Below are 22,575 nucleotides of genomic sequence, written 5' to 3' on the forward strand. Positions count from 1 at the left end.
ATTATCCGACACTACCTTCTAAACTAACACTCAACAATTTTGTTGCTTCGACTGCAAACTCCATTGGAAGTTCTGCGAGCACTTCCTTACAATACCCATTTACAATTAATCCAATTGCATCTTCCGTAGAAATTCCTCTTTGATTGAGATAAAAGATTTGATCTTCACCAATCTTTGAAGTGGTCGCTTCGTGTTCTACTTTTGCACCGGGATTATTTATTTCAAGATACGGGAAAGTGTGTGCGCCGCATTTATCACCGAGCAATAGCGAATCGCACTGAGAAAAGTTACGAGCGTTCTCAGCTTTCTTCGCAACCTTCACCAAACCACGGTAGCTGTTCTGGCTTTGTCCGGCAGAAATACCTTTTGATATAATCGTACTTCTTGTGTTTTTTCCAAGATGAATCATCTTTGTTCCTGTGTCTGCCTGCTGACGGTTGTTTGTTAAAGCGACGGAATAAAATTCCCCAATTGAGTTATCACCCTGTAATATGCAGCTCGGATATTTCCAGGTTATTGCTGAACCGGTTTCAACCTGAGTCCACGAGATTTTAGAATTAACACCTCGGCAAGCACCACGCTTAGTAACAAAATTGTAAATACCACCTTTACCTTCCTTATCGCCGGGATACCAATTCTGTACAGTTGAATATTTTACTTTTGCATTGTCGAGGGCGATCAATTCAACTACTGCTGCATGTAATTGATTTTCATCTCTTACAGGTGCAGTACATCCCTCGAGATAACTGACGTAAGAGCCTTCATCTGCAATAATCAAAGTACGCTCAAACTGTCCCGTATTTGCAGCATTAATTCTGAAATAAGTTGAAAGCTCCATCGGACAACGAACGCCTTTTGGTATGTAGGCAAATGAACCATCACTAAACACTGCTGAGTTTAATGCTGCATAAAAATTATCTGTGTAAGGAACAACACTTCCCAAATATTTTTTAACCAGTTCAGGATGATTTTGAACTGCTTCTGAGAAAGAACAAAAAATTATTCCAAGTTCATTCAACTTATCTTTAAAAGTTGTTGCTACTGAAACACTATCAAAAACCGCGTCAACTGCCACGCCGGTTAATCTTTTCTGTTCATCGAGAGATATACCAAGCTTCTCATAAACTGCGAGTAGTTCGGGATCAACTTCATCCAGACTTTTTAAAGTTGGTTTCTTTTTTGGGGCAGAATAGTATGATAAATCCTGGTAGTCAACAGGAGGATATTTTACATTAGCCCAGTGTGGTTCTTTCATTGTCTGCCAATATCGGAACGCTTTTAAACGCCATTCGAGCATAAACTCCGGTTCATTTTTTTTGGCAGAGAGTTGACGAATGATATCTTCGTTCAACCCTTTTGGTAAAGAATCGGTCTCGATATCTGTTACAAATCCGTACTTGTACTCCTTATTCGCTAATTCTTCAATTTTATTAACTTCAGTTGAACTCATTTATTTCCTTATAAATTCTTTTTTCTTTTAACAAAGCATATCTTTTCCGGGTTCAAACTTACACTATCTATACAAAAAAGTCAAGATTAACCATTCTAAAGTAGGCTGACTGTGACTATGCTCAAGATAGTTGATGGAATATTATAAAATTGTATTTCAATCAGGATTGAATTAACTTTGAACCAGTGTAAAATGTCGAAAATTAAACGTTTTCGAACAATTAAAATTATCCAAAAAGAAGACATACCAAGTGGAAGAAAAGGAAAGTAGGCAGGAATCCCAAAAACAGCAATCCGTCGGATATAAACGATATTACAATCGAAGAAAGCGATATCATCACAGACCAAATCAAACACCACAAGCTGAACGCGTAAAATCATCATTTAAAAAGATTTCCATAGTAATCCCTCTCTTCAATGAAGAAGAATCTATAATCCCCTTATGTAACGATATCAGAAAAGCTATTTATCGACTTAGCACCAACTATGAAGTAATTTTGATTGACGATGGTAGTACTGATTCGTCTCTGCAAAAACTGAAAGAGATTGTGAAGACTGATAACAGATTTAAATATTTAAGTTTCAGAAAAAATTATGGTAAATCTGCAGCACTTCAAGTTGGATTTAAAGCAGCAACTGGAGATGTAGTTGTGACTATGGATGCTGATTTGCAGGATGATCCGCAGGAAATACAAAACCTTCTTAAAAAATTGGAGGAAGGATTTGACTTATGTTCGGGATGGAAGAAAAAACGTCAAGATCCTTTTATTAAAAAGATATCATCAAAATTTTTCAACTATGTTACTCGCTTAATCAGTGGAATTAAAATTCACGATTTCAATTGTGGACTCAAAGCTTACAGAAAAGAAGTAGTTGAAAACGTAAAAGTCTATGGAGAACTGCATAGGTACATTCCGGTACTTGCAAAATGGCAGGGATATTCAATCACAGAAATTCCTGTAATGCATCATCCGCGCAGATATGGAAAAACAAAATTTGGGATCTCACGTTTCTTTAAAGGATTTATTGATTTGCTGACCGTAACTTTTGTTACGCGATACATCAAACGTCCATTGCATTTCTTCGGATTTTTTGGAGCAATTGCTTTCCTGATCGGTTTTATCATACTTGGTTATTTGACGGTCTTGTGGATTCAGGGACATCCATTAAGTAACCGACCGATGATTTTTCTCGGTATGCTTTTAATTATAGTCGGTGTGCAGTTATTTGCTGTGGGACTTTTAGGTGAAGTGATCGTCCACAATTCTATGGATGATAGAGAATACGTCATTAAGGACAAAAGTTAGAATGTGATATGGTTGATGGAAGATGTGTGATGTTTAATGAACTGTAAGTTTAAAAATGAATCCTAAAACCTATTTGAAATTACTTTATTAATAATTTGATAAAATTATTGAATGAGGGTAAAGAAAATCTTCCATTTCACATTTTCCATCTTCCAACTTTGAAATGTACTACGACCCAATAAAGAACATATTTGCTAATACCATCCGAAAGTTTCCATTTCTCAGAATAGTTTTCTATAAAACTCTAGATTTAATGTTTCTTCGTTCCTGGTATGTAAGAAGGGAATTGAAGGAGCTTAGAGGAAAGTTTGGTAATGTAAATATTGATATTTATGATGCAGGTTCGGGCTTCGGGCAATACACATATTTTATGGCAAATAAACTAAAGCCATGCAAAATATTCTCTGTTGATGTAAAGGAAGACTGGATTAATGATTGCAGAGAATTTTTCAAACAAAAAAAAATTGCCGGCGTTTTCTTTGCTGTTGAGGATTTATTGAAAATCACTCATCAAACAAAATTTGATTTAATTGTCTGTGTCGATGTTATGGAGCATATTGCTGACGATACTACAGTTTTTAATAATTTTTTCTCAGCATTAAAATCCGGAGGCTATCTGTTGATTAATTCTCCCTCAATTTATGGAGGAAGCGATGTTCATGAAGATGAAGAAGAAAGTTTTATTGGTGAACATGCAAGAGATGGTTATTCGAAGGAAGATTTAGAAAGCAAGCTTCACCCACTCGGTTTTTCAACTTACAAATGCAGATACACATATGGTTTCTGGGGAGACAAAGCGTGGCGGCTTGGAATAAAATATCCGATGGTTTTACTCAACATTTCTAAACTGTTTCTTTTAATTTTACCTTTATATTATCTGTTAACATTTCCTTTTACATTAATATTGATGAACCTTGATTTTGCGTCAAAGAACAAAATTGGTTCAGGAATAAATTTTATTGCTAAAAAAGAATAAAACTCTGGATAATTATGTCAACAAAAAAAATCAGTAAGGTTGTCAAACCAACGAAACAAGAAAAACAAACATTTCTTTCAACATTTAGTCTAAGTAAATACATCCCCGAGAAATATCACGTCCTTCTATTTGTATTAGTAATACTAGCATTATTCCTGTTTTTCTTTTCACCACTCTACTTCGGAGGGAAGACTTTCCAATCGGGTGATATAATTACTATGGAGAGCACTCAGCCATATGTAGATAATCACTCAGAAGAAAGTTATACATTGTGGTTTCCATATAGCTTTGGAGGAATTCCAGCCTATGCAATTAGGGTGGATGAGAAAGCATTCAATCTTGTTTATCAAGCAATTGTCAAAACCAGAGATTTTTTTAAAGACATATTTGTAACTGTGTTTAATGCTAGTGATTATGTACGATGGACTTTCTATTTGCTTGCACTTGCATACACAATGTTTATGTTCTTTTATTTGCAGACTAGAAATAGGCTTGCCAGTTTGTTCGTTGGGTTGGCAACATCATTCAGTACTGGCTTGATTGTATTTTTGTTCATAGGTCATGTTACCAAGTTGACATCAATATGGGTCTTTCCTGTTTTGTTTCTTTTGCTTTTCAATTTCCAAAAACGAATTAAGTGGCTTGAAGTCTTTCTTCTAATATTTTTTATGGATGTGATGTTTCTTGGATGGCACGTTCAGATAATTTTTTACATCTTTTTTGCTGTGATGATTTACTTCATTTACTTTTTCTTCCGCTCATTGAAATTGAAAGATACACTTTTACGCATGCAACTTGTAAAATCCGTTTTTGTTTTCGTGTTAGCAGTTGCTGTTGGTTTGATGATTCAATCGGATAATCTAACACAAGTTTATGAATACACACCTTTTTCTACGAGAGGAACTGAAAGCATCATTGAAAGGGAAACCGGACCAACAGCACAATCAGAATCAGATTTCTATCAGTACGCAACGAACTGGTCTTTTTCTCCCGGAGAAATTTTAACATTCATCGTACCATCTTACTACGGATTCGGTAAATCAATCTATCAAGGTCCGCTTTCGCAAAATCAGCCGGTTGAGGTAAATACTTATTTTGGACAGATGCCTTTTGTAGATGTTGCAATGTATATGGGTGTAATAGTTTTCTTACTTGCACTTTTCTCCATGGTAGTTAACTGGAAAAATCCAATGGTGAGATTTTTCACGATACTTTCAGTTATTGCTCTTCTTATTTCTTTTGGAAGAACTTTTCCGCTTGTTTATGATTTAATGTTCAATTACTTCCCATTCTTTGATAAGTTCAGGGTCCCTTCAATGATTCTTGTGCTAGTGCAGTTAAGTTTCCCGATTCTTGCCGGACTTGGATTAGTAAAGATCATTTCTCTGAAAGAAAATCCAGATGAGCGAGTTCGTAAGATTATCCGAAATACATTTTACGTCCTCGGCGGAATTTTTATTCTGACTTTGTTACTGGGTTCACCGATTAAAGATTGGTTCATTTCAAGAGCAGCTGGCGATCCTGAAAAAGGTGCAAGACTTCAGGCGATTCACGATTATATGGGAGATATGTTTCTGGCTGATATTCGTTTTGCTTTCTTTTTTGCTTCTGCCACATTCGGACTTGCGTTTGCCTTCCTGCAGAAAAAGCTTAGCGCTGATTTGATGATTATTGTTCTCACAATATTGGTTGTTGTTGATCTTTTCAGAATTAATTATCGAGGTGAAACTTTTACTGACAATTCAAGCATTGAACAGCTTTTTAACAAACCAGATTATATACAAGCAATTGAAAACCTTGGTGATAATTCTATTTACAGGGTTCTGAATTTAAAACAAGACGGATCAATCGGTTCACTAAATCAAAACTCGAATTATCTATCTTACTTTTTGATGTATGATATTTACGGTTACTCCGGTATAAAACCTCGTGCAATACAAGATTATTATGATATACTTGGTTCTCCTGCTAATCCAACTTTCTGGAGAATGCTGAATGTTAAATATATTATCTTTGATAAAGAGATTAACTCACCCGATCTTCAGCTTGTTTACTCAGGAAATAAATCCTTTGTTTATCTGAATCGAAATGCTTTACCAAGAGCATACTTTGTAAATCAGGTCGCCAAAAAATCCGGAATAGAAGTTATAAATATGGTAAAGAACACACAGTTCGATCCGGCATTTATAGCATTCACTGATGAAGAAGTAAATGCAATCGAAGCTCCGGACAGTACTGCTTTTGTTCAAATAGAAAAATTTGAAGATGAATACATCCAGCTTGATGTCTATGCAAGTGGAAATAATTTTTTGTTTCTCGGAGATACTTATATGACAGGTGAAACCGACTATAAATTACTAAAAGTACACACCGGCTGGAAAGCTCTTGTCGATGGTAAAGAAACAAAAATTTATAGGGCAAATCACGGATTCAGAGGAATTGTTGTCCCGGAAGGAAATCATAAAATAGAATTTACTTATCTGCCTGAGTCTTGGGTGCTATCTAAAAACCTGTCTCTCATTTTTAGCTCAGTAATTATACTTGGTTTGGTAATTGGGATTGTTATTGATTTCAGGAAAAAATTTCCGGGGAAATCAAAAGTTGAATGATACTAAAGGGAAAATAAAAACAAAGATTGATTTTTCTTCTGAATCATTTAAGAAATATCTGACCAATACTTCCTGGCTCTTCTTCGAGAGAATTTTACGAATGGGCATTTCCTTTGTGGTGACAATTTTTGTTGTCAGATATCTTGGACCAAAGGATTTTGGATTATATAGTTATGCGATAAGTTTTGCCTGGTTATTTGCTGCGATAAGTACTCTTGGTCTCGAATCCATTTCAACAAGAGAATTAGTAAAATATCCCAATAAGAGGGACGAAATAATTGGTACAGTCTTCTTTTTAAGATTAGCCGGAAGCGTTGCCTGCATTATTTTAACGGCAATTGTATTACTGCTCATTGGTGAAAGTACTTCTACAACCATATTAATTTTAATTTTTTCCGGATCGTTTATATTCCAATCTTTTTCCACAATTGAGTATTACTTCAGAGGAATTGTAAAAGCTAAATATAATGCGTACGCACTATCCGCTTCGGTTATAATTTCATCAGGATTAAAAATTCTTTTCATTTTTCTGAAAGCTCCGCTCATTTATTTTATTCTTGCTGCTTCACTTGAATATCTGGCTTTAGCAATCGGACTTGTTGCAGTTTATCATTTTAATAAATTGTCCATATTCAACTGGAAATATTCAAAGGAAATTGCTTCTTCATTACTAAAAGATTCCTGGCCGTTGGCATTATCAGGAGTTGTTGTGATGATTTACATGAGAATTGACCAGGTTATGATCAAGAATATGATGAATGAAGAAGCAGTAGGATATTATTCAGCAGCGGTGAGACTGTGTGAAGCATGGTATTTTATTCCTGTTACTTTGTGTAATGCTATTTTCCCGGCAATTGTAAATGCAAAAAACGTCAGTGAAAAATTTTACAATAATCGAATGCAAAAATTATACGATCTTCTTTCCTGGCTGGCAATCGGGATAGCAGTTCCTGTTACAATATTTTCAGATCAAATTATACAAGTTTTATTTGGAAGTGATTTTGCCTCGGCAGCTCCTGTGCTAACAATTTACATATGGGCGGGTGTTGCAGTCTTCCTGAATGTTGCAAGCAGTCAATATTTAATAAACGAGAACTTCACAAAGCTTACCTTTTTTAGAACTTTAATCGGGATGATTGTTAATGTTGTTCTGAATATCATATTAATCCCATTATATGGAATAATAGGTTCTGCAATTGCAACACTCGTATCGTATACAATTGTCACTTTTATTCTGGCATTTCACAAAGACTTCAAGTTGCAATTTATAATGATGATGAAATCGATTTTTGGAGTATCCATGATTAGATACTTATCAGCGAACAAAAACTCTAAAATTTAAATTAATATTATTAGTCATCTGTTGACTTTAGCAATTATTCTCATTATTTTATTTATTAGTTAGATTATTCATTTACTTTATAAATGGGGTACAAAATGAAATCTCTGATTTTTAGCCTCTCTTTTCTTTCAATCCTTCTGACAACATCCTTAAATGCACAATGGTATCAACAGTATAGCGGCGTGAACACAAATTTATACTCGTTCTTTTCCATAGATGGAACAACAGCCTGGGCGACTGGTGCAAATGGTGTAATTCTCAAAACAACAAACAAGGGCGCCAGTTGGATTCCTAAGCCGAGTGGCACAACTTATTCAATAAGCTTTGTCCATTTCTTTAATCAGAACGAGGGTATTGTTGCAGGCTCCGGGGGAACAATCAAAAAATCATACGATGGAGGCAACACCTGGCAATCAGTTTATGGAGGCACATACAACCGTTTACAAGAGGGATGTTTTGTAAATGATTCAGTTGGATATCTCTGTGGTGATGCTGGTATCTTATTAAAAACAACCAATAGAGGCAATACTTGGACAGCGTCTGTTATTGGACCCTCAAATTTTGCTTTCATTTATTTTGTAAATGAAACTACAGGATTTGCAACCACAGAATATACCGGACAAATCTGGAAAACTACTGATGCTGGAATCACGTGGAATTTAAAGCAAGTTATCGGCAGTTACAGCATATGGCAGGTTCATTTTGTCGATGAATACAATGGTTGGGTTGTTGGGGAATTTGGTACAATAGCTCATACAACAAATGGAGGAGAAACTTGGAACTTACAATATTCAGGAACAGGGGTGAATCTGCGCTCAGTTTTTTTCCACACTCCGGATATTGGATGGGTTATAGGTAAGGATGAAAAGCGATTAAGAACATTAAATGGAGGTAATAACTGGACCCATGATCACACAGGGTACATTTATGAATATTTGTATATCTATTTCTATGATAATCTAATCGGATGGATAATAGGAACGGATGGAGTCATTTTATATACTGATAACGGAGGTTTACCAGGAGTACAAAATTTTTATGAAAAAACTTTCGGGGGGTACAACTCTGAACGAGGAATTGTAATGGATAAAACCAACGATGGTGGAATTATAATTGGAGGATCAACTGAAAGTTTTAATGCAAGTCAGGATATGTATGTGATAAAATTAGATTCTTTGGCGTTCATCGAATGGTCAAAAGTTTACAACTCACCTGGCATGATTGACCGTATACATGGAATTAAACAAATACCTGCTGGTGGATATTATTTGTCCGGTTATATTGAAGGTGGGTACGGATTCCTTGATCAAATCATGATGAAAATAGATGCTAGTGGAAATATTATTTGGGCTAAAAATTTTGGCGGTCAAGAAGCTGACGAATTAAGGCAATTATCTATAACATCTGATGGTGGTATGGTCGCTGCTGGATACAATGCATCTTTTGGTGTGGGAGCAAAAGAAGTACAAGTTCTAAAGCTTTCCAGTAATGGAAATATTGAATGGGCTAAAACTTACGGAACACCTTATGAAGATTTTAATTTATCAATAATAGTTTCTTCTGATGGGAATTTTGTGTTAGCCGGAGCTGTTGATATAACTGGCAGTTATGGTATAAGACCCACTTTAATTAAGATGGATCCATTAGGCAACATTATCTGGGCAAAATATTATTCAGGTTATAATGAGGATTGGGGTCGCGACCTAGTTGAAACACCTGATGGTGGATATCTAATTGTTGGAATTACAACTTCATTCAGTGTAGGTTTTTCAAATGACATCTATTTAATAAAAACTGATTCAATGGGAAATGTTCTATGGGCAAAATCATACGGTGGACCAGGTGAGGATATTGCTTACGGTGCCGAGTTAACTCATGATGGGAAATATATAATAGTAGGTCACACCACCAGTTCGGGATTTGGTGGGTATGATGGATTACTAATGAAAGTTGACTCCGACGGTAATCTGGAATGGTTTCGCACCTATGGTGGTTATTCTACTGACTATTTGAATGATGTACTCGAAACCCAGGATTATGGCTTTTTGGCTTTAGGGAAAAGAGCTTCGAACACTTTGGGAAACGACGATATTTACCTGATTAAGACAGATGAAAATGGTTACTCAAATTGTGCTTTTGGAAATTATTCACCAAATGTAATTACAATCTCAAATCTTCAAGCTAATAATTTAACACTGGCGACTTTGAGTTATGTCTCCGCTGCAAATTCAAATCTAATAACTTTGAATCCAAATACAGGAGAGAATAATTCCTGTGCGATAATACCAGTTGAACTTAAATCTTTTAACTATGAATTGGAGAGTAATGATGTATTATTGAAGTGGTCAACTGCTTCCGAACTCAATAACCTTGGTTTTGAAATTCAAAAAAGTTATGACGGTAACGAATTTATTTCAATTGGATTCATCGATGGAAGTGGGACAACATCTGAACCAAAAGAATATATTTTCAGAGATAAAAATTTGGAACAAGGAATGTATGCATACAGGTTGATACAAACAGATTATGATGGATCGCAAAGAAATATTGGAGAAATTGAAGTGTTTGTGAATGAAGTACCCAGCACTCTTAATTTAGAACAAAATTTTCCCAATCCCTTCAATCCTTCCACAACAATAAAATTTTCAATTCCGGAACAGAGTCATATAAAATTAAAAGTTTATGATTTGCTAGGAAGAGTTGTTAGTACACTGGTCGATGAAATATTGGATGCGGGTTTTTACCAAAAAGTATTTGATGCTTCAAACCTCGGAAGCGGCATCTATTTCTATTCGTTAAGTACAGATAAGAATACAATTACAAAAAAGATGCTGCTGCTGAAATAGAAGTAATACGACTTGCAATAAAACCCTGTATTTAAAATTAATATGTTTGAATACAGGGTTTTCTATGTACATTAAAGAATGCTTTTAGTTAAATAAATTATATTTACACAGTGGAAAAAGTTATTTCATGAATGAACTCTATAGGCTTATATTCTTAGCTTTTATCTCACAAATTCAATTCTATAAAAAAGATTCAGAGGATTGTTAAAATTATCAAATGCTATCTAATCTAAAACATCTTGTAAAGCACTCACTGATTTATAGTATAAGCAATGTAGCAATAAAAGCTTCCGGCGTTATTTTGCTTCCTCTTTATACGCATTACTTTTCTGTACAAGAATATGGCAAACTAGGCTTAATCCTGGTTATCATCGTGTTATTTTCTCAATCGCTGGTCTTAGGTCAAGGAGTATCTATAATCCGTTATAATAATTCGTCAGAGTTCAAGTCAAAAAGAAAATCTATTCTTTTTACTTTAACTGTACTGATTTTTTTTACCGTCGTAGTGTTCATTTTAATTTCTGAATCTTTTCTTACACAAATAGCAAGTTGGTTTGGGGAAGTAAACGAATACAAGGATTATTTGAAAATAGCTATTTACATTATAGCTTTTACGACAGTTAATAACTTATTTCTTAGTAAAGTCAGAGCAGATGATGATTCATTACTTTATACTGTCTCATCGATATTAAAAGTTATTCTGATGGTGGTTATAAGTCTTTATCTTATTATTGAAAGGAGCTTTGGAATTGATGGTGCATTATATGCACAGCTTGTAGGTGAAGCTCTGCAAACTTTGGTGATACTTCCTAAAATAGTTAAACAAATGCAATTAAAGTTTGAATATACTATCATTGGTCAATCATTAAAGTTTGGACTTCCATTAATATTCAGTGCTATGGCAATAAATTTGTTAAACGGGAGTGACAGATTTATTTTAAAATTTTTAGCAGGTGAAACTGAATTAGGATTATATGAACTTGGATATCGGGTTGCCGGCGTAGTCAACATGTTTATAATTATGCCATTTGGATTGACCTTAATGCCGCTTGCATATAAACTTTATAAGCAAGAGGGAGACAAAGATTATTATAGAAAGCTTAAAACTTATGTATCCTTTGTACTAGTTTGGGGAGGTTTTGCTCTATCTTTATTCGGAAAAGAAATTGTTGAGATATTTGCTCAACAGGAATCTTATTATCCCGCAGCTTCAGTAGTTTCTCTAATAGTTTTGGCTTACGTGATCTATGGAATTAGCATGATCTCTTCACTCGGAATGTATCTCACTGGAAATAATTATTACGTAGCGTATATAACTATATTTTGTGCAGGTTTGAACATAGGATTGAATTTTTGGTTGATTCCTTTATATGGGATGATGGGGGCCGCAATTAATACTGTTATTGCTTTTGCAACTCTTGATATTCTTTCGACTGTTGCATCCAACAGATACTATAAAATTGAGTATGAACATGGAAAGGTTATAAAACTTTTTTTAATTGGAATATTAATATTCCTTATTGGTGACTATTTTAATAACTTTTCAATAATATTAAGAATCTTTTTGAAGCTCATTCTGATTGCATCATTTCCTTTCATAATTATAGTATCAGGTTACTTCAGTAAAAAGGAAATAAAGGCAATCTTTGGAGCAATAAAGAAATGGTCGAATCCAATTAAATGGAAAGTTAACCTAAAGTTCGAAGAATCTTTGAAGAAAAAGTCAGATGACTCTTAACTGTATTGTAAATAGTAAATTCTGGTAGACATTGCAAAAAGTGTATCTAAAGTTAGATGAAATTAAAAAAAACATCGGATTAAATATTGATCCTATGGGATTCCTCTTTAATTATGACAACAGAATTTTCAGAGCAATTAATAACGAAGAAAAGGATGGTGTACTTTATTTATTTAATTCAGGTGCAATTGATGAACTCAATAGGGCAAACCTGATTCCTCATACAAAAATCTCCGAAGTTCAGCTTGAAGGATTTGATCTTGTCTTAGAGCATGAAAAAATAGATGTTGTAATTTATCCCACCGAATGGTCATTCAATATGCTTAAGGATGCTGCACTTTTGGTTATTGAAATAAATAAAATATTGAGCAAATATAATTTTGAGACGCGGGATACACATGGTTACAATGTAATGTTTCATCATTCAAAGCCGAAATATGTCGATATAGGAAGCTTCGGAAAGAAGACAACCAAAAAATACTGGGCTGGTAAAGATAATTTCAGAGAGTTCTATTTCTATTCTTTGTATATGTGGTCAAAGGGGAATTCAGTTCTAACAAAGCAGTTATTGATAAATGATGGCAAATATCATAACACAAAAGATTATGAATTTTTTATTTACAGATATGCAGTAGCAAGATTGCTGCCTCAAAAATTTTTAGAAAGACTGTTCTATTACCTGAGGTTGCTAAGAAATTTACAAAAGTTCAAAGTCAATGAAATACTTATCGTCAAAAAAGAGAAACAAAAAAGAAAATTGTTGAAAATTTTGATGAACTTATCCAAAGCCGGTATAATACCAAACAACAATACAAATTTTGAAAAACTAGAAAGGCGTATTAAGAGATTTAATCATCCAGCTTTATCAACCGAATGGGGGGAATATCATTCAAATCTGTCCGAACAAGAAATCTTTGAAGAGGGGAGCAGATTTCAACTAATTATTGAAAGAGTTAAGAAATTAAATATAGAAAGTGTCTTAGAAATTGCAGGCAATCAGGGGCTATTGGCCGAAGAGTTAAGCAACACTGTCACAACAGTAACCTGCTCTGATATTGACGAAAGAGCAGTTGATTTTATGTACCTTCGTGCAAAAAATCGAGCAGCAAATATCTATCCAGTAATTCTTGATTTTCTTAGTCCAGTTTATCAAAACTTATACTATGCTGAGACAAATTCTGTTTTCAAAAGATATAAAGCAGACGTTGTATTAGCATTGGCTTTAACTCATCACTTAATCCTTACCCGAAAAACACCAATTGATAGTATTTTTGAAGCCCTGGCAATGTATACCAACAAATATTTATTTGTAGAATTTATGCCGCTTGGACTGAGGAGAGGAAAGGTTCCCGATTGGTATACTATAGACTGGTTCAGAGAACATTTTGTAAAATATTTCGAATCGATTGAAGAATTAACAACAGAAAAAGATGGGAGTAGAATATTATTTATAGGTAAAAAAAGACTGTGAAAGTAAAAACAAAAAATTAAAAATTACAATTGATTATTGAACAAAATAATTTCAAAAATACTAAACGATCCAGAAATTAAAGAAAAACCTCCAGTCCTTGTTGATATAGGTGCGAGTGAAAAGATTCATCCTAAATGGAAAAAGATTGCAATATATTCAGTTTGTCTTGCATTTGATGCTGATGAAAGAGATTTCAAATTTATTGAAAAAGAGCAGAGTAGATTTAAAAAATTATATGTGTATAATAGTGTAGCCTCAGACAAAGACATTAACAAAACTGATTTTTACCTAACAAAATCTCCGTACTGCTCTAGTATATTACAACCGGATTTAATGAGATTGAAACCTTATGTCCATTCAAATTTATTTGAAATTGAAAAAAAAGTAAAATTAAATTCTATACATATTCAAAAAGCGCTTGACAAAGCAAATCTGAAATATGTCGATTGGTTTAAAACTGATTCGCAAGGTATAGATTTAAGATTATTTAATTCTTTGGATGAAAAAATTAGAAGGAAGATAATTGTTGCGGAGTTTGAACCAGGAATTATTGATGCTTACTTATATGAGGACAAACTCTATTCTGTCTTACAAGAATTATCCAATAGAGAATTCTGGTTAACTGATCTAGTAATAAAAGGAGTACCAAGGTTTCCGAATGAATTTTTAGTAACAGAATTTAAAGGGAAATTGTTCCGAAAATTAATTAAAGAATCGCTTAAAAAATCACCCGGTTGGGGAGAGATGACATTCTTCAATACTTTTAATAGTTCAGAATTAGGGAAACGAGAATATCTCCTTGGCTGGCTTTTTTCAACGTTGCAAAATCACCATTCTTTTGCATTTGTACTTGCAGAAACTGGGTTGAAGAAATTTGACCTGGCACTGTTTGCAGAATTGAAGCGTTTCTCAAAAAAGAAAATTAAAAGTGATGTTTATTCTTTGAAATTCTTACCTTCAGTGTATGAATTAATTAAAAAGAAACTATGATTAACCCAGCATTAAAATATAGGTTGAACGGAGTCTATAAGTTCATAACTAATCCTTATGAGAGAAAATTTTTTTGGCTGTCGGTTAAATATGGTAGTAGACAAAGATTTTTGGAAACCAATATCAAGTTTCTTCGGTATGAATTTGTTGTTCCTGATGCACTTTCGTTTATCTGGCAATTCAAAGAAATTTTTGTTGACGAATTCTATAAATTTAATACTACTTCAAATAATCCTGTTATTTATGATTGTGGTGCGAATGTCGGAACTAGTTGTGCATATTTCAGATATTTATATCCAAATTCGCGTATTGTTGCTTTTGAACCTAATAATAAAATTGCTGACTACCTTGAAAAAAATCTAAATAAGAATTCATTTCAAAATGTTGAAGTTGTCAGAAAAGCAGTGTGGATTGATGAATCGGGAATTGATTTGGGAATGGAGAGCGCAGATGGTTCATCAATTTTTTTAAATAAAAATAAGACAAAAGTTGATTCTGTTCGATTAAAAAATTACCTGGAAAAAGAAGGTCGGATAGATATGCTCAAAGTGGATATCGAAGGAGCTGAAATTGCTGTGATTCAGGATTGCAATAATAGTTTAACGAACGTGCAAAATATTTTTGTTGAATTTCACTCATTTAATGATCAGCCTCAAAAGTTATCTGATCTTTTAAGTGTGCTGGAAAAAGCTGGATTCAGTTATTTTATTGATCAACCAGAAAACAGACACACCCCCTTCATAAATCGTTTCAACAAAAGTAATCCCAACATTGAATTACAATTAAATATCTTTGCTTACAGGAATCATTAAAGTTTAGCTACTTTCGTTTTCTTTCAGTTCACTAATCGGAATAATATTATAAGTGCCTCTCAGTTTTCTTAATAAATATAATATTGGAGTTTTCCAACTGAATTTCTTTTTTATTGCCCCCTGCATATCAAAGCCAGCCAGATCAAGCAGATATTTTATATACGGCTTGTAAAAAATATCAAAAACCTTTGAAGATATGTATTTTCGACCAAGCTCTACTTCGAATGAATTTAGGAATTTCAGATAGTGAAAGTGAAAAAAGATTACATCAAACAAGTCACCTTTCTTTGTAATACCTGTAACTTTACCGTTGTTAATTTGGTAATCAAATTGCTGAACATTCCAATTCGCGAGAGCCCCCTTGTGCTTTAAAGTATCTACACCTTCAAAAGTAGATAATTCATTTAAATACATTTGATCACCAAATTTTCCATTCTCCTTTTTTTTGTAGCACCATTCTCGGCAACGGTCATTCCACCAATTCAAAGCTGACAAACCTGCTTCATTATTTCTGTAAGAAATAAAACCTGCATTGTAAATTCCATTCTTTAATTCATTTTTGTACTGAGGTGAAAAATTGTGAGGAGTTATTAATACTGAATTATTTCCCATTTCTTCAAAAATAGGATCGGGCGAAGTATAAAAGAAGATGTCTGCATCAATATAAGTTACGAGATCAAGATCATATTTTCTAAAGAGGAAATTAATGCAGGAAGCTTTTATTGTCCAGAAGTATTCTGCTACATCTCTATCCATTTTTATCTGCTTTAATTCTTCATCTTCGATCTCAGATAAACGCACAACGATAGCCTTAGATAATTTTTTTTTCATCAATAGATCAAAACACTTTTCATCTGGTGTAAAGATGAACAATCGAAAATCACAAACCTTTTCAAGTGAGTAGTAAAGTGCTAATCCTTTAGAATAATAGCTTAAATCGAATATTGTGCAAAATTTATATATTTGGTTTTGTGTAATCATTAAATAGTGAATTCTTTAAGAATAAAATTCAATTGGAAAATATACTCATTTAATAAAAACAAATTTACAAATTATGAATGCAGTTAAAGGAAAAAAGGTTTTAATTACCGGTGGTCTTGGAATGATTGGCAGTACCATTGCTAACAAATTGGTTACGTATGGGGCTGAGGTTACTATTTTGGACTCATTAATTGAACCATATGGCGGAAATTTTTTCAATGTTGAAGACATAAAGAACAGAATCAAGATAAATATATCAGATATACGCGATAAAGAATCCTTGAAAATATTAATTAAAGATGTTAATATAATTTTCAATCTAGCGGCACAGGTTAGTCATAACGATAGTTTATTGAATCCCTCTTTGGATGCAGATATAAATTATATTGGTCATTTAAATGTGCTTGAGGCTGTTCGAAATTTTAACCCTGAAGCTAAAGTACTTTACTCCGGATCACGTCTTCAGTTTGGAAAGATATTAAAGAATCCTGTTAATGAAGACCATCCGCTTAATCCACTGACACCTTATGCATTGAATAAAACTGCTGCTGAAAATCTATACTTATACTATCATAGAGTGTACAACATTCCTGTAGTGATTTTCAGGATAGCAAATCCTTACGGCCCTCGATGCCAGATGAAGCATAGTAAGTATTCGATAATAAACTGGTTTATCCGGAATGCTATGGAGGGAAAAGATATAACAATTTTTGGAGATGGTATTCAGATGCGAGATTATATCTTTGTTGACGATCTTGCCGATGCTTTTATTTCAGCTTCAGTTGCTGATAAAACTACTGGCGAAGTATTCAATGTAGGATCTGGAACAGGTACTAAGTTCAAGGATATGGTTGAGAATATTATTAAGATAGTTGGTAAAGGGGAAATTAATTATGTTTCTTGGCCGAATAATTATCTAAACGTGGAAACTGGTGATTATATTACGGATATAACTAAAATTAAAAGTTGTATAAATTGGGTTCCACAATTTGATTTAAGAATAGGGATCCTGAAAACTTTTGAGTACTATTCAAAGTATCGTGTACATTATTGGTAGAAAAGAGATATGTTTATCTCAAAATACTTTCAAGAATTAGAAATATCTCTTTGCTAATATTTTCCCTCTCAAATCTCTTAATGAACTCTGGATTTGTTTTATAATTTACTGCTTCATTAAAAAACTCCTCGGCACCTTCATCATAACTAAAAATAATTCCTGCATTCACATCATTCAGAATTCTTTTAACTTCATCATTCCCATCACCGAAGGCGATGATCGGTTTTCCGGCTCGCAGATATTCAAAAAGTTTTCCCGGAACGTGGCGTGGTTCTGTCGCACAAACTAAAAGGTAATCAGCTTTCATCATTTCTTTCAACATTGATTTGTAAGGTAAGAATCCTTTGTATTCAGTGTGTGATTCTAGCCCTGTATCTTTAATTGATTGCTTAATTTCAGGTGAAACAGTACCGATAAATAATAATTTTAATTTTTTTCCTTTTTCAATTTCTCTTCGGATTGTCTGCCAGAAATATTTTGGATTCTGGTGATCAAATATATTTCCTGCATGTAAAATTACTTCCACGTCTTTTTGTTTTGCATCATCCATCATCCATCTTCCATCATCCATCTTGAAATCTTCTTCGCTATAACCCCAGTAAAGCAATTTTGATTTTTCTTTTATGAATGGATACTTCGACTCATAATCTTTTTTCATCGTATCAGTCACGAAGATTGCTGAAGCGGCATTTTGTAAAACAGATTTTTCAAGATGATTATCGATGCGTAAAGTCAACCTGCTCCGCTGAAAAATTTTGTAATAAGAAATATCGACCCATGGATCTATGAATACAGGTATATGTGGAATACTAAATTTGGAAGAAAGTTTTTTCCCAATCAAATGTGTGGTGTGGGGTGGACCAATTGAGATTATTGCATCAACTTTTTCTCGTTGCAGATTTTGTGTCCCAGCTTTTACTGCCGGGAAATACCATCCGACTCTTGCATCCGGAATAAAAAGATTCATTCTTATCCATACAGACAGTCTGTGAGAAAAGTTTTTGTTCTTTTTTGATATTGTTTCAGAAGCTATCAGTTGGTCACTTTTTGATTTGCCAATTAATCTTTTGTAGACATTAAAAGGCTCAATCGATTTTGCCCGGATGATTTTGGTATCTGTCGGAATTTCATTCACAAAAGTTTCATCTTTTTGCGAGAATGTATCCTCATCAATAGTAAGAACGGATGGCTGCCATCCAAGTGAGGGAAGATGTTTAATGATTTTTAATGGCCAGTGAAGTGAAGCTTTTCCGGATGGCGGCCAGTAGTATGTTATGAATAAAACTTTCTTCATAAAATACTCAATCTATTTTCTTACCAACAAACCTGATGACACTTGCTTCGCCACTATGTTTACTTCCTTCGTTAATGTATAAGTTTCTTTCTTCAATTAAAATTGTTTTAATGTTTTGAAAATCACTTTGAATTTCTTCTACTGAACTTAGCATCGAAATATCCTGCGGTCCGCCTGATTCTTTTCCCAATTGGTTCTTTGAAAATAGTTCGAGTATAAGAATTCCACCTTTAGTGAGCGAACCGATTAATTTCTTGTGCAATTCCACTCTTTCGATAGGGCGAAGATGCACAAAAATTACTGCCGCTACATTGTAGTTATTTTTTTCGGGTGAAAAATCAATTAAATCAATTACTTTGTAATTTATTTGAACTGCATATTGTTGAGCCAGTATCAATGCCTTTTGTTTTGCAATTTTACTTTGATCGATCGCATCAACCTGCCAGCCTGCACGAGCTGCATAAACTGCATTTCGACCTTCACCTTCACCGGGTAAAATTAATTTTCCTGGTTTGAGAATTTTATTGATTTGTTCTTTGAAGAATTGATTTGGTTCTGTACCATAGATGAATTCTTCACCAGAATATCTCTCATCCCAAAAGTTTGATTCGTATAATGACATATCTCATTTTCTTCAAATAATAACTCAAATTTAGGAATAAAGAATTCTACTAGAAAGAATATGTTTTGTTATACAATCATAATTCGGATTGAAATTCAGAGATGACAATACTGATTTCTTTCAATATATTTCAGCAGGAGTTATTAAAAATATTGTGAAAGAAATTTTGAGAAATATAGATCGGTTCATCGTTGTAGGTGATCGTGTGCTAATCAAACCACAGGAAGAATCTTCAAGAACATCAAGCGGGTTATATCTTCCTGCAGGAGTTGCTGAGAAAGAGAGAGTACAAAGCGGATATGTTATTAAGGTTGGTCCCGGTTATGCTACATCAACTGAAGTAGATGATGAACCTTGGAAGGAGAGTGCAAACAAAGTCAAGTACATTCCATTACAAGCAAGGGAAGGGGATTTAGCAATATTTTTGAGGAAAGAGGCTGTTGAAATAGAATTTGATAAAGAGAAATATCTTATAATTCCTCAATCTGCAATCCTGCTTTTAATCCGGAATGAAGATTTTTCCGTTTGACAATTCGTACGTTTTGTAAGGTCTATTAAGAGCTAAAACCAAATTCCCATTCAACTTTTCCTGTGTGAAAGTGTTTATCAGGTCTGATTACTTCCTGAGTTTCAGAGACAAAGTTGTTTTCATTAAATTCTTCTTGCCTAAATGTTGAAGTTTCTAGCTCTTGCTCAGGTGTAAGTACTTTCTGTGGGAGAGAATTTATTTTGATAGTATCTGCTTTTAATACTTCTTCGTCCTCACTACTTTCGACAAGTGTAAAGTCAGCTGAAGTTTCTGAGATCAATTCCGTTGTTTCTATAGTTTCAGTTGATGGTTGATCTATAATTTCATTAGTATTTGATTCAAAATTCTGAACTTCTTCCTGTTTCTGTTGTAAAGGAGATTCAACAAACGGATTTGATTCTACAGGTACAGTAGTTTTTGATAGTCTTTCATGTCTGTGACTTTGAGCTTCACCAAGTTCATTAAGCTCCTTCTCTATTAGTTTTTTATTTTCGATGTCTTCCAGAGCAACCTTAACACTTGTATATAATGGAAAGATTTTCCCGATTGAATTTAGTGTCAGAAAAATACTTGATTGTTCTATTGGCTCAATAATTACAAGCGTTCTGTTCTGGCTTTTCAGTCTTTTGTAGCTGCTAACCAGGACACCGAGAAAAGTTGAATCGAGATGTTCACAAGCACTTAAATTAACTATGATGTCTTTATCATTCTCCGCGATGGTTTCCTCAAGCAGATCTCTGAACTCAGTGGCTTCCACTAGAGTTGCGCGTAGTAAATTAACATTAAATACCACCGCGTAGTTTTCAATTTTTCGTTCGATTGATTCCATCTTAATTATGCCTCTACTTATTTTTAAATATTTAATTCTATGAGCTGAAATAGCTCGCTTTATAAGAATTACTTCACCGTTGACAATTTTCAGGCCACACAATGAATAGCATTATTTAATAAATGATTGTAATAACGACAAAATCGTCAGTGGATTCAGAAGATTTTTCCGATAAAAAAGTGAAAAATGAAAGCTAATTCTTCCCATTAATTATGTGTCGGACAAAATTTTCGTAAAGAAAGTGATTTGGTACGTTGCAGTAAAAATGAATTTTTTCACACAGAGTAGTTCAAACTTGATTACATTATCGAACATTGAGAAGAAAAATATTAATGAGTTTTTACAGACAAAATTGGAAGGATTAAAAGATCCTGTAATTTTGAAAAGAATTCAGAGGAAATACAGCACAGTTCAGGATATAATTGATTTAATTTAAATCATAGTTTTGCATTTATCAATTAAACACAAAATATCATTCAAACCATGAGACTATTCTGAATCCTCCAGTACCTGGATAAAAGGGAGGTGACATAAAAGCTAATCTCCAATCATATCGGTACTGTTTTGTAAAGCCCGACTTTATGCCGCTAGAACCAAATGTTCCAACTGGTTGCCTGCAATTTTGCTGTATTCCGCCAAGAAGATTTATATCTCCACTGATTGGTCGCGAAGCGTGATTGTAAGCCCCAAACCCCCACTTTTCGCTGAAGACAGAAGCTTGAATATTGATATTATTTTTATTTGCAGCGTTTTCTGTAATCCAGATGTAGTTTTCAGCAATGATACCTAATAAATCTGTTGAATTCGGATCAACCATTGGATTGGTGTTATATACAATATCATCATCTAGCCAGATCGTTCCTTTTCCCGTAGAGGTAGTTGAAGAAGAACATCCTATTGTGTATTTTCCTTTCACTGTCCCTTTTAGACGCACCACCATATTCTTTGCATAAATGAGTCCATTAGGTGCTGCTGTGGGCAAATATAAAGCAAGATATTTATCTGAATATTTATGTTTATAACGAAGTGTGTCTTTATCAAAAAATAAGTAGACTGTATCTTTATTTTCAAATTTAAATCCCTTGTCGTCTGCAGCTGCTTCAAGATTTTCGACAGCTTGAGGTGGTATCTCTAAGTTTTTCCCAGGCTCATAAATACCAGTAATCGTTGGTTTATCTGTTGATTTATTGGTATAGTATTCAATTGCTCCTTTATGAGAAGTATGTTTACCAAGGAATGCAGGATGATTTGCAACTCGCAATTTATCCTGTGTATGGAATGGTCCCCAAACCGTATCTTTTCCGGTCCACCATATTTTTTCTGTTGATGAAGGACTGGACCTTTCGTACGTTGAATAATAAGCATACTCTGAAAAATTGCTTGGTGCAATTCTTAATTTAATTTGACTGGATTTTCCCATAAAAGTACCGGTAGAAGTAATCTCTCTTAAGCCCAGATCTGCATCAACAATTTGGACATTAACGTTAAGATAGCCATCCTGAAATGGTAGATTTGAGTATCCGGTTGTCCAGGTGGGATTCATATATATTGCATTGGCTGCGATGTTTGCGCCGCTGATTGCGATATTATGAGCGACAGTTTCTTTCTGATATTTTACATAGTTATCAACGGCTTGATTTGAGATATTACCGAACTTATGGCCTACAATTAAAAGTGTTAGAGTAAACCCCATCACTACGAGAAGAATTGCTTTACCAGTCAT

The 22,575-nt window shown here is 33.9% G+C and carries 18 protein-coding genes; 12 read left to right on the top strand and 6 right to left on the bottom strand.

Annotated features, from left to right (window positions below):
* Position 1: 1 nt before the first annotated feature.
* A complete protein-coding gene (gene sufB, locus IPM14_05515) occupies positions 2 to 1,450 on the bottom strand; it encodes a Fe-S cluster assembly protein SufB (GenBank protein MBK9097582.1) in 1,449 nt (482 codons plus the stop codon).
* 250 nt (positions 1,451 to 1,700) lie between these two features.
* Between sufB and IPM14_05520 the strand changes: the two genes are divergently transcribed.
* The 9 genes from IPM14_05520 to IPM14_05560 all read left to right on the top strand — a co-directional run bounded on the left by IPM14_05520 (position 1,701) and on the right by IPM14_05560 (position 15,540).
* Positions 1,701 to 2,756 carry a glycosyltransferase family 2 protein gene (locus IPM14_05520; protein MBK9097583.1) on the top strand — a complete coding sequence of 352 codons (1,056 nt, stop codon included), beginning with the start codon at positions 1,701 to 1,703 and terminating at the stop codon, positions 2,754 to 2,756.
* Positions 2,757 to 2,919: 163 nt separating this feature from the next.
* Entirely contained in the window at positions 2,920 to 3,732 is an 813-nt protein-coding gene (locus IPM14_05525; GenBank protein MBK9097584.1) for a class I SAM-dependent methyltransferase, read from the top strand.
* Positions 3,733 to 3,746: 14 nt separating this feature from the next.
* Positions 3,747 to 6,341, top strand: coding sequence for a YfhO family protein (locus tag IPM14_05530; GenBank protein MBK9097585.1), 2,595 nt, complete (start codon positions 3,747 to 3,749; stop codon positions 6,339 to 6,341).
* 100 nt (positions 6,342 to 6,441) lie between these two features.
* Positions 6,442 to 7,683 carry a flippase gene (locus IPM14_05535; protein MBK9097586.1) on the top strand — a complete coding sequence of 414 codons (1,242 nt, stop codon included), beginning with the start codon at positions 6,442 to 6,444 and terminating at the stop codon, positions 7,681 to 7,683.
* Between the two features lie 95 nt (positions 7,684 to 7,778).
* Positions 7,779 to 10,529: a T9SS type A sorting domain-containing protein gene (locus IPM14_05540; GenBank protein MBK9097587.1), complete on the top strand. Its 2,751-nt coding sequence runs from the start codon at positions 7,779 to 7,781 to the stop codon at positions 10,527 to 10,529.
* A 217-nt stretch (positions 10,530 to 10,746) separates the two neighbouring features.
* On the top strand, positions 10,747 to 12,267 hold the full coding sequence (locus tag IPM14_05545) for a polysaccharide biosynthesis C-terminal domain-containing protein (GenBank protein MBK9097588.1): 1,521 nt from the start codon (positions 10,747 to 10,749) through the stop codon (positions 12,265 to 12,267).
* A 31-nt stretch (positions 12,268 to 12,298) separates the two neighbouring features.
* Positions 12,299 to 13,738 carry a hypothetical protein gene (locus IPM14_05550; protein MBK9097589.1) on the top strand — a complete coding sequence of 480 codons (1,440 nt, stop codon included), beginning with the start codon at positions 12,299 to 12,301 and terminating at the stop codon, positions 13,736 to 13,738.
* 36 nt (positions 13,739 to 13,774) lie between these two features.
* Positions 13,775 to 14,728, top strand: a complete 954-nt coding sequence (locus IPM14_05555) for an FkbM family methyltransferase (protein MBK9097590.1) — start codon at positions 13,775 to 13,777, stop codon at positions 14,726 to 14,728.
* On the top strand, positions 14,725 to 15,540 hold the full coding sequence (locus IPM14_05560; protein ID MBK9097591.1) for an FkbM family methyltransferase: 816 nt from the start codon (positions 14,725 to 14,727) through the stop codon (positions 15,538 to 15,540). The genes IPM14_05555 and IPM14_05560 overlap by 4 nt, the downstream gene beginning before the upstream one ends.
* Before the next feature lie 3 nt (positions 15,541 to 15,543).
* On the opposite strand, the gene IPM14_05565 is transcribed toward IPM14_05560, so the two are convergent.
* The gene (locus IPM14_05565) at positions 15,544 to 16,521 is read right to left on the bottom strand and encodes a glycosyl transferase (GenBank protein MBK9097592.1); all 978 of its coding nucleotides are present in this window, start codon (positions 16,519 to 16,521) and stop codon (positions 15,544 to 15,546) included.
* 73 nt (positions 16,522 to 16,594) lie between these two features.
* Here IPM14_05565 and IPM14_05570 point away from each other — a divergent pair, with 73 nt between their 5' ends.
* Positions 16,595 to 17,578, top strand: a complete 984-nt coding sequence (locus IPM14_05570) for an NAD-dependent epimerase/dehydratase family protein (GenBank protein ID MBK9097593.1) — start codon at positions 16,595 to 16,597, stop codon at positions 17,576 to 17,578.
* Between the two features lie 13 nt (positions 17,579 to 17,591).
* Here IPM14_05570 and IPM14_05575 read toward each other — a convergent pair whose 3' ends face one another.
* Positions 17,592 to 18,872: a glycosyltransferase gene (locus IPM14_05575; protein MBK9097594.1), complete on the bottom strand. Its 1,281-nt coding sequence runs from the start codon at positions 18,870 to 18,872 to the stop codon at positions 17,592 to 17,594.
* 7 nt (positions 18,873 to 18,879) lie between these two features.
* Entirely contained in the window at positions 18,880 to 19,494 is a 615-nt protein-coding gene (locus IPM14_05580) for a class I SAM-dependent methyltransferase (protein MBK9097595.1), read from the bottom strand.
* A 154-nt stretch (positions 19,495 to 19,648) separates the two neighbouring features.
* Between IPM14_05580 and IPM14_05585 the strand changes: the two genes are divergently transcribed.
* A complete protein-coding gene (locus IPM14_05585; GenBank protein MBK9097596.1) occupies positions 19,649 to 20,023 on the top strand; it encodes a co-chaperone GroES in 375 nt (124 codons plus the stop codon).
* A gap of 25 nt (positions 20,024 to 20,048) precedes the next feature.
* Here the strand turns inward: IPM14_05585 and IPM14_05590 are convergent, their stop codons facing one another.
* Positions 20,049 to 20,852 (bottom strand): STAS domain-containing protein, encoded by an 804-nt coding sequence (locus IPM14_05590; protein ID MBK9097597.1) that lies wholly within the window; start codon positions 20,850 to 20,852, stop codon positions 20,049 to 20,051.
* Positions 20,853 to 21,117: 265 nt separating this feature from the next.
* Here IPM14_05590 and IPM14_05595 point away from each other — a divergent pair, with 265 nt between their 5' ends.
* On the top strand, positions 21,118 to 21,288 hold the full coding sequence (locus tag IPM14_05595; GenBank protein MBK9097598.1) for a hypothetical protein: 171 nt from the start codon (positions 21,118 to 21,120) through the stop codon (positions 21,286 to 21,288).
* 36 nt (positions 21,289 to 21,324) lie between these two features.
* Here the strand turns inward: IPM14_05595 and IPM14_05600 are convergent, their stop codons facing one another.
* Positions 21,325 to 22,575: a hypothetical protein gene (locus IPM14_05600; protein MBK9097599.1), complete on the bottom strand. Its 1,251-nt coding sequence runs from the start codon at positions 22,573 to 22,575 to the stop codon at positions 21,325 to 21,327.

The organism is bacterium (assembly GCA_016716565.1).
Taxonomy (GTDB): domain Bacteria; phylum Bacteroidota; class Ignavibacteria; order Ignavibacteriales; family Ignavibacteriaceae; genus IGN2.

Excerpts from the sequence above, each read along its gene's own strand:
- sufB (MBK9097582.1), bottom strand. The coding sequence starts at position 1,450 with ATGAGTTCAACTGAAGTTAATAAAATTGAAGAATTAGCGAATAAGGAG.
- IPM14_05525 (MBK9097584.1), top strand. The coding sequence starts at position 2,920 with ATGTACTACGACCCAATAAAGAACATATTTGCTAATACCATCCGAAAG.
- IPM14_05530 (MBK9097585.1), top strand. The coding sequence starts at position 3,747 with ATGTCAACAAAAAAAATCAGTAAGGTTGTCAAACCAACGAAACAAGAA.
- IPM14_05535 (MBK9097586.1), top strand. The coding sequence starts at position 6,442 with ATGGGCATTTCCTTTGTGGTGACAATTTTTGTTGTCAGATATCTTGGA.
- IPM14_05540 (MBK9097587.1), top strand. The coding sequence starts at position 7,779 with ATGAAATCTCTGATTTTTAGCCTCTCTTTTCTTTCAATCCTTCTGACA.
- IPM14_05545 (MBK9097588.1), top strand. The coding sequence starts at position 10,747 with ATGCTATCTAATCTAAAACATCTTGTAAAGCACTCACTGATTTATAGT.
- IPM14_05560 (MBK9097591.1), top strand. The coding sequence starts at position 14,725 with ATGATTAACCCAGCATTAAAATATAGGTTGAACGGAGTCTATAAGTTC.
- IPM14_05565 (MBK9097592.1), bottom strand. The coding sequence starts at position 16,521 with ATGATTACACAAAACCAAATATATAAATTTTGCACAATATTCGATTTA.
- IPM14_05570 (MBK9097593.1), top strand. The coding sequence starts at position 16,595 with ATGAATGCAGTTAAAGGAAAAAAGGTTTTAATTACCGGTGGTCTTGGA.
- IPM14_05575 (MBK9097594.1), bottom strand. The coding sequence starts at position 18,872 with ATGAAGAAAGTTTTATTCATAACATACTACTGGCCGCCATCCGGAAAA.
- IPM14_05580 (MBK9097595.1), bottom strand. The coding sequence starts at position 19,494 with ATGTCATTATACGAATCAAACTTTTGGGATGAGAGATATTCTGGTGAA.
- IPM14_05590 (MBK9097597.1), bottom strand. The coding sequence starts at position 20,852 with ATGGAATCAATCGAACGAAAAATTGAAAACTACGCGGTGGTATTTAAT.
- IPM14_05595 (MBK9097598.1), top strand. The coding sequence starts at position 21,118 with ATGAATTTTTTCACACAGAGTAGTTCAAACTTGATTACATTATCGAAC.
- IPM14_05600 (MBK9097599.1), bottom strand. The coding sequence starts at position 22,575 with ATGACTGGTAAAGCAATTCTTCTCGTAGTGATGGGGTTTACTCTAACA.